The organism is Loktanella sp. SALINAS62 (genome assembly GCF_018263905.1).
GTDB lineage: Bacteria > Pseudomonadota > Alphaproteobacteria > Rhodobacterales > Rhodobacteraceae > Loktanella.
The window spans coordinates 89,486-97,876 of the sequence record NZ_JAAFZU010000009.1 but is presented as its reverse complement, the minus strand read 5'-3'; the positions used below and the strand labels follow the sequence as shown (position 1 = coordinate 97,876).

Genomic DNA, 8,391 nt, shown 5'->3' with positions numbered 1-8,391 from the left:
TGTCGATCTCGACCTTCTTCACCCATTCATTCAGCGTTTGCGGCGCACAGCCGATCTTCGCAGAAATCGACAGGATCGCAGACCAGCGACTGTCATGCTGCCCTTCGCCATTCAAAACCATCCGCACGGCACGTTCGAGCACTTCAGGTGTATATTTGTTGGTTGTCTTGTTCATGATGCTCCATCCTACTCATCAGTTGGAGCCTCCGGCAAACCCGGCGCGGTTCATCTGCCTTCGACTGGAAGCTCTTCACCGAGGCCCAGGCCTTGACCAACGTTCCATCCACCGAAAAATGCTCGTCTGACAAAAGTGGTGCCACCTCGCGATGCGCCAGGATCGCGGCCATCACCTTGCGCGACATCTCGGTCGTCAGCAGCCGATCGCGGTTCTTGGTGAAGACGGTTGGCACCCAGACCGGATCGCCGACGCCAAGGCCGACGAACCAGCAGAACAACAGTTATACTGCGTCTGTTCCATCAGTTGTAGCTCGGACCGGACCGAGATGGAAAACGAGCTTGCCCCAAACGCCCAATTAGAGAAGCGTACTATTCTGTCCCCTCCGACATCAGACCCTAGTATAACAAAACCCGCCTACACAGCGCCATCGGTTACATCACGCCACAAGAAGTGAGTTCACTATCCGCAAGCACTTAGCCCTCGGCTGGAAGTTATCTGTGGCCTTCGGACAGAAATCCCCGTAACAACACCTAACTGGAATGGAACCGGTACAGAACCAGCCACAACATCAATGGATGTTAGCGCCCGAACCTGACGGACCCCGTGCAGGACTTAAATTTTCAGACAATACACAAAACGGTTTTTGCTTGCTTTCATCTCAATTGAAAAGAATTGGTGCCATGGTGGCTCCCGAACGGGCGGCGCAGGAAGCGGCGCGGCGTAAGTTCGCTCGGCTAGGCCGTGACGCGAATAACTTCACCCATCCCGATCAGCTAAGTGCGCTGCTGTCACCCTACCAGCTGGTTAGCTTCGACCTGTTCGACACGCTCATCTGGCGCGAGATCGCGCTAGAGGACGTCCACCTGAAGACTGCCGAATTCGGCGAGCGGGTGATCTGCGGGGAAGACGGGCCGCTGCCTGCCGGTCTACTGATGCATTGTCGGCAGCGCCATCAGGCTGCCCTGAAGGCCATCGGCATGACCCAGGATGCCGAATTCCGCAACGAGGTCGATCTGGCGGAGGTTTTTGATAGCGCGCTTGCCCCCTATATTACCGATAATGCCCGACGCGCGCTTGCGGTCGAGGCCCTTATCTCATACGAGCTCGAAACTGAGCGTAGGACCTTGGTGCTCAATCCCGTGATGCGTGATTTTTTGGTGCGGCTACGGGCACATGGCAAGACGCTGATCCTAGTCTCTGACATGTATCTACGCGAACGCTGGCTGCGGCCAATCTTGGAGGATCACGGTCTGGACGACCTTTTCGACCATGTTTTCGTGTCCTGCGACATGGGCGTCACCAAGAATAGCGGCCTGATGTTCGACCGTATCGACGCCCAGCTTGGCAGTGGTGACTGGCGGCGTATGCACTTGGGCGACAACTGGATCAACGACGTCCTGCGCCCTCGGGAACATGGCTGGGACGCGTTGCATTATTTCGAAAGCGAAAATGAGATCCGCAAGGCAAGGCTGGATCACCTGACCCAACTGGGCGCCCATCGCCGACCGGCGGCGGCGCGGCGGCTGATCTCACAGATCACAGAGGGCGATCCGACTGAGGGCCTCGTTCGTTTGATCTCGGCCGGGTTTGTCAGCTTTACGCGTAAGGTGCTGGCTACGGCCCAGCAGGGCCGCTTTGATCGGGTTCTGTTCCTGACGCGGGACGGCACAATCTATCACCATCTGCTGCGCCAACTAATCGCCGATACGGGCGCCCCCGGAGCGCTGAATCTGCCCCAGTTTCAGGACTTGGCCTTTAGCCGCCGTGCGGGCGTATTGCTGACCTGTCCCGATCTTTCTGCTCCGGGTTGGGAAGACTACATCCGGCTCCACGTCCGCTGGATGCAGGACGAGGAGGCAACACAGGGCAGCATCATTTCCGCCTTCGGCCTGCAGCCAGAAGAGCTGGGGCCGCTGGCCGAAGCGAACGACGGCATGCCCATAAAGGACATCATGGCCGATGCCGCGATGTCCTCGGCTCTGAACGCTGCGCTGCAGGCCAAACGCCAGCGCGTCGTTGACTATCTGGACCAACAAGACCTGTTTGCGCCCGACCAGCGCATTCTGCTGGTTGATATCGGCTATTCTGGGACGGTGTTGAAGTCGCTGTCTGAACATATCTATGCACTTGAGGCAGGAGGCCGCAGCGTGCGGTCCCGGCTGGTGTTGATGATGTTCGCGGCTAACCGGTACTATGCGGGTAATCTTGGGCGGATGCATCCTCGCGCGGCTATGCTGGATACGGCAATGATCGGCCGAGCCGACTGGCGCCACCGCGCCGCCGCGTTAAACTTTGCTTGGTTGGAGCCATTTGCCGTCGATCGCAGTCGCGGCAGCCTGCGCGATTTCCGCGCCGATGCCTCTGGCAGACTGCAGCCCGTTTTCGGCCCTGGTTCTGCAAAAGTAGGGTCTGTTAGTCGTGGCCGGCTACTCAGCACCGCAAGCGCAATGGACCGGCTACTACGCATCTCACCGCTGCCCGATGCTACGGCGGATGCCGCCATCGCGCAGGCCATCACCAGCCACTTCACGGCTCCGAAGCGTGCCACGCTGAAGGCGGTGGACGGGCTGACCCATCAGGCTGGCCTAACAGAAATCACCGAGGGTAGCCTGCTGACCCGCGTACGCCCTTGGCGCTTACAGTCAGACCTGTCTCGTTGCGTTTACGAGGACCGCTGGGTTCAAGGAAGCATGGCAGCCAGCCACTTAGGCTGGCTGAACCCCCTACTCAACCGATTGATTGGCTTGCTAACCCAATGAAAATACTCATCTATAATTGGGCTAAGTTCGACAGCCCTGTAATGGCCGGCGGCGGCGTCACGATGTATCTGCGCAACGTCATCCGCGAACTGCTGGCGCGCGACAACGTTGAGGTATGGTTCCTTTCCTCGGGCAACAGCTATCGGTTCTGGAATCGCAAGCCCTGCATCGAAGAAACCGCCAACGCTTTTGATCATCCACGCCTGCGAACCTTCACGCTGGTGAATTCGCCGATCAAGGCGCCGGCCCATGCAGCATTTAACGACATTGACCAATGGCTGCGCGATGAGGTCACACCGCGCCTAGTATACAATTTCATTGACCTGCACGGGCCATTCGATGCCCTGCACATTCATAATCTGGAAGGCATCGGCGCGGATGTGCTGAACCTGCCAAAGGGTGATAAGCTGCGGCGCATCTTCTATACTTTCCATAACTACATGCCTGTCTGCCCACAGATCGAGCTTCTTTATGATAACAGACTGACCTGTAATGATTATAACGACGGAAATAGTTGTGTCGGCTGTCTTGCCAGCGACCACCGAATGGCAGACCTGATCGCAATCGATCGGATCGGGGGAGCGATCAAGCGACAGGGTTTAGCCGGACACCCATTGGGTGGGTTCTTGTTCGACATGTTTGTAGGCACCAAATCTTATATAAAGGCGGCCAGGAACTTGACGCACGACCTTATCGGCGGGCTGCGCACCGGGTTTCGCGATTGGGGTTTGCGCGCGCGTAGTGAGGCGGGCAAAAGTCATGACTGGAAGGCCGGCCCCAAAACACGAGTTCTCCTAGCCTTTCCCCCCGCTGCCCGCCTACAAGAGGCCAGCGCCTATCGCCAGTGGCGCGAGGCTAATGGTCTGGCGCTGCGCGATCATGTAGATGGGATCTTTGCCGTATCCGACCTCTGCAGGCAGACCGCAATGCGCTTTTTGCCGCCGGGCACCAAGGTCGAAACCCTACTGCTTCCAATCGATATCGAAGTCCCGACCACCGAGCGACAGGCGTTGCGCGCCAATCGTCCCATAGCCCTCGTTATCCCCGGTGAGGCCCCGCCCAGCCCCGGCCTCACCTTGTCCTTCATTGGCTATGATATTGTGTCAAAGGGACTGCCTTTCCTGATCGACGCGCTGACCGCGATCGACGACACTCTGTATCGCGAGACGGTCGATCTGCTGATCGTCGCTCGGCTTTCACCGCGGCTCGAACGCCAGCTGGCCCAGCTCGAGACACGCTTTCGCAGCGTGCGGGTGGTACCCGGCTATGAGCGCGACCAGCTGTCGGCTCTATCGCAGATGATCGACCTGAACATCGTCCCCTCGATCTGGTGGGAAACCTTCAACCAGGTTATGGTCGAGTTGGCACGCTTGGGCGTGCCATCACTGGTTTCGTCGCATGTGGGGGCCAAGCAGACGCTGACCCGTCCTGAGAATTTTGTTTTCGAAGCGGGCGACCCGCAGGACTTTCGGAACCAACTGGATCGCCTGCTGCGCAATGCAGAGCTGCGCGACAGCTTCTTCGACGAGAACCTGCAGATGCCCAGTCTGATTCAGCATGTCGATCAGCTGGTGGCGCGCTATTGCGGGCATGCTACGGCATCCAGTTCGCCGAGCAACCTCGGAACCGGAACACTGCAGCTTCGCGGTTGATGCGGTTCGACATGATCTGCGAGGCAAAAGGGATCGAATATCGGCTCACCAAGCCCAACCACCCCTGGACTAACGGCCAAGTGGACGAACGAACCGCACGATCAAAGAAGAGACCGTCAAGCGATACCACTACGAAAGCCAGCTCCGAACGCACCTCGCGGATTTCATGTCGGCTTTTAACTTCGCCCGCAGGCTCAAGACACTAGCGGGCTCACACCCTACGAATGCATCTGCAAAATCTGGACATCGGAGCCAGACATATTCATCATCGACCCGATCCACCAAATGCCGGGACTGAACACCTACAGCGTACTGGCCCCAGCCTTGGATGAAGTCAACGCGGCCGAGTGATCGGCTTCAAACAGGCTGGCCAGTTCATCCGGCAGCGTCCAGTCAAGCGGCACAAACTTACCGAAATCTACCACCGGGAAGGTACTCATCAGCGCGGTGTTAACCTTCTCGGACCGGTTGGGGTGGATGATCTCGTTGTTCATCACCCGGCAAAGATGAACGGCGCGCTGCGAGGGTGAAGGGTTGTGAACTTCGTCGGTATTCATATCCAGTCCCAGATGTCCGATCCCGAAGGCGTCCAGCGCGGCACGCAGGAACCCGTTCATGCCGACCTCTTGGGTCATGGCCAGTGTCAAGGCCTGCACTGATTCAGCTCCAAACCTGTCTTGAAAAGCGCCGACGGCAGGCTGCCACAGAAGATCCGGCAGGCTGACCTCGGCCTTCAGCCAAGCGCTAAAATGTCGGGCTTCGCGGTGGCGGTGAACGAAATGCGTATAGGTGGAGGTCAGGAAATTCACCTGTGGACGGATGCTCAACACCACCTTAGTGCGGGTCGCACCGGTCGTCCCCATCAGTTCGGCTGACCTAGCCGCGCGGTCGATCCCGCCCGAAGCTAATTTCCGCGACGGCATAAAATCGTGGCAGAACGTTTCCTCGCTGCAGATGACCAGTTCGTGCCGTCCTAGGATCGGGGCGAAGAAATCCTTGGTGCAACGCGCCATGTCGGGCACGTCTTCGCCACGATAGGCAGCCAGATAATTGCCCAGATAGGCCTTGCCGCGCAAGTCCTCGGGCAGGATCAGGCCGACACCTGCACTGGATAGCAAGGATCGGTTCGCTCGCAACACATGCTGCAAGGTCGAGGTCGCGGTCTTTGGAGAACCAGGATGTAAAATCAGTGTCGTCATGGCGTGGATCCTAACAGGTCAGGGCCGATTAATGCTCCTTGGCCGCATGCGTCGGGTGGATCGCCGTTTGGTAGCGCCCTAGCAGATAATGATGATATGGTAACCATTCACCCTTGCCATTGAATTGAGTGGCCCAGATCTGAGGATGGTCGCGCAGATAGCCAATGTTATCGAAATGATCCGGGCTGGGGATAAGGTGGAACAGCTTGGGAAGCCAGGTCTGGCTGCGCGAGGGGCTGTTCATCATCGACAGGCGCAATTCCCAACGCAGCCGCGCGGCGATCCGTCGTGGTGAGGCTGTGTAAGGTAACTTCTTGCGCAGAACATTGCGGATGTGGCGCATATCTTCATCTAACAAAGTAGGTGCCTCGGTGAGCTTTGCCGCTTCCTTGGCTGTTTCGCGGTCTGGATAGATTTGTTTCAACACGGCTTGTTGGTTGTTCCACGAAACCCCCATGTGATGATCCAGACGACCCTGCAGTTGTTCGACAGCACTGCGTAGGGTCTGGACATTGTGTTCCATGACGCGCTGCTGATGCGCGTTGCTGATGACTTGGCGCAGACTCTCGGGGGTCGAAGGATCACGCAATATCCGGTTCGTCACCACTGAAAAATATTGGCTATGCAGGCTGCGCGCACCGACTACGGAATTGGCATAGACGCCATCGCTTGAACTGTCACCCATGTCGCGGTGGTGGTAATGTGACAGATAGCGGTCAAGAAAACCAATATTGCCGCACATCAAGAAGTCTAGGTTGAAGCGCCAGTCCCCCAGCACCGGCAGCCTTTCGTCGTAACCACCTACCTCGTCGAATACCCACCTGCGGTACAGAAAGCTGATTGGCGCGAAAAAATTACCAACCGCCATCTGTGCCAGAGACACCTCGGACACCCAGGGCATATAGGGTTCGCTGCGGTGGATGGTCACCTGATCGCCATCGATTTGTTCCGAGACGCGCCAGGCGCGCGACAGAACACCTTCGAAATCTGCCGCAGCGGCGCGCGGCGTTTGCAAAAACTCGATGCTTTCGCACAGAAAATTTGGCTCCCACCGGTCGTCGTCATCGTGAATGACCACAAATTCCGTATCGACCGCACGCACACCCATGTTCGACGCCGCTTCCATACCCACACTGGCGAAGTTTTCAATAAGCGTGATACGGGTCGGATCGATGCCGCTCGCTTGAACGATCTCCCGTACGGAATCTGTCTCACCCCCATCATTTACCACCACCCACTGGATATTTTTCCAAGTCTGTCGCGCAATTGACTGCATCGCGCGCCGCAGTAGCAGCGGGCGGTTTTTGGTGCGCGTCACCACTGCGACAGAGCCAGCCCATTCAGCGGGCTTCCCGACAACATAGGCTTCGGCGCGGGGGCTCTGCCGGGGTTTTTCGTGCGAGGCGAAGAACGACCTAGAATCTTCCAGTCCTGAGACCTGAAGCTGAAGCTGGCGAGCCTTTTTGCTCTCGTGCTCCAGCGCGATTTGGCCTTGTGGCCACAACGAACACTGGATGCGCAACTGGGCCGTATCTTGCGCGCGGTCCTGCATGAGAACCGGAACATTGCCCTGACGGCCGAAATCGACCGAGCGGTTCTTGCCCGCCAGTGCCAGCGCATCTTCGCGGCTTGGGGTAATCAGCGAGGGCACCAGCTCGGCCAAGGCGTGGCGATACTCGGTGAAGACACGGTCCGACGAGAGATCGGAATGCGTTGCGATGTAGTCGCGGATGCCTAGGAATAGCGCGTCGCTGTTGGGGTCAGGAATTTCAGCCCGCACGGCTTGTAACTGGGCGCGGGCCAGCGCGTCATTGGGCCCGTACACAAGCTCTTCGACCGAAGGGGCGTTGGGTTCCAAGATGGTTTCGATTAGGTGGCGATGGATGGTGAATACCGTCTCAGGGCGATCGCTGCGGTAATGCGGGGCGTCAAAGACGATGCCATATCGGCCAGGCATGAACGCAGCGTCCTGCACGCCGAAATATACACCCTCGAACCCGTAGCGCGGAAAGACTTCACCCAGCATTCGCTGGATCGAGCCCTTCCAGCCGCTGTCCACCAGCACATATCCAGTATTGTCGCGCTTGTCTTGGGCGGTGTGTAGATGGTCAGATAGCCAGCGATCGAGCCCCGCATGGTTTGCGATCAGCCGGTCGCGAAAGAACACGGATGCGGGGTCGTTCGCAGCAATCAGGCTACGGAAATTGCTCTCGTTGTAGGGCTGACGCAAACCCGAAAGGGCGGCCATTGCTGGATTGGCATCGTCCCATTCGTGCTGCAGGTAGGCGCCGCAGAGATCCGCGAGTGTGACATGACGCAGCGATTCCGACGTAATCCGATGCGCTGTGGAGAAGGTTTCGGGAAAAGGTGCGCCAACTTTGCAGGCCGAAATTCTTGAGATACCGAACAATTCACTGTCGAAGGGTATCCCAGTGCTGGCATAGGCTTGCATCAGATCCTCGATGCGTTTGCCAGCCCGGGTGCAATAAAGGGCCTTTCGACCCTTCGTGTCTGCAAGGAATGCAAGCTTGTCATGAAGCTGCGCGATCCAATGCAGGAACACTGGACCCAAAAGTTCGGTATATTTACTGGTCATCATTCAC

The 8,391-nt window shown here is 57.8% G+C and carries 4 protein-coding genes and 3 pseudogenes; 3 read left to right on the top strand and 4 right to left on the bottom strand.

The annotated features are described in order from the left end of the window. Both GZH79_RS18960 and GZH79_RS05490 read right to left on the bottom strand, forming a co-directional pair. Window positions 1-175: pseudogene (locus GZH79_RS18960) on the bottom strand (IS3 family transposase); the annotation flags it as partial. Window positions 176-239: 64 nt separating this feature from the next. Then, window positions 240-502 (bottom strand): annotated as a pseudogene (locus tag GZH79_RS05490) (transposase); the annotation flags it as partial. A 356-nt stretch (window positions 503-858) separates the two neighbouring features. On the opposite strand from GZH79_RS05490, the gene GZH79_RS05485 reads away from it, so the two are divergent. The 3 genes and pseudogenes from GZH79_RS05485 to GZH79_RS05475 all read left to right on the top strand — a co-directional run. Beyond that, entirely contained in the window at window positions 859-2,937 is a 2,079-nt protein-coding gene (locus GZH79_RS05485; RefSeq protein ID WP_211642777.1) for an HAD family hydrolase, read from the top strand. Further along, window positions 2,934-4,589, top strand: coding sequence for a glycosyltransferase (locus tag GZH79_RS05480; RefSeq protein ID WP_211642776.1), 1,656 nt, complete (start codon window positions 2,934-2,936; stop codon window positions 4,587-4,589). Before GZH79_RS05485 ends, GZH79_RS05480 begins: the two co-directional genes overlap by 4 nt. Before the next feature lie 32 nt (window positions 4,590-4,621). Then, window positions 4,622-4,940, top strand: a pseudogene (locus tag GZH79_RS05475) (integrase core domain-containing protein); the annotation flags it as partial. Here GZH79_RS05475 and GZH79_RS05470 read toward each other — a convergent pair. Both GZH79_RS05470 and GZH79_RS05465 read right to left on the bottom strand, forming a co-directional pair. After that, on the bottom strand, window positions 4,892-5,788 hold the full coding sequence (locus tag GZH79_RS05470; protein WP_211642775.1) for a hypothetical protein: 897 nt from the start codon (window positions 5,786-5,788) through the stop codon (window positions 4,892-4,894). The pseudogene GZH79_RS05475 and the gene GZH79_RS05470 overlap by 49 nt on opposite strands. 28 nt (window positions 5,789-5,816) lie before the next feature. Next, complete coding sequence (locus tag GZH79_RS05465) at window positions 5,817-8,384, bottom strand: glycosyltransferase family A protein (protein ID WP_211642774.1); 2,568 nt, start codon at window positions 8,382-8,384, stop codon at window positions 5,817-5,819. Window positions 8,385-8,391 lie beyond the last annotated feature (7 nt).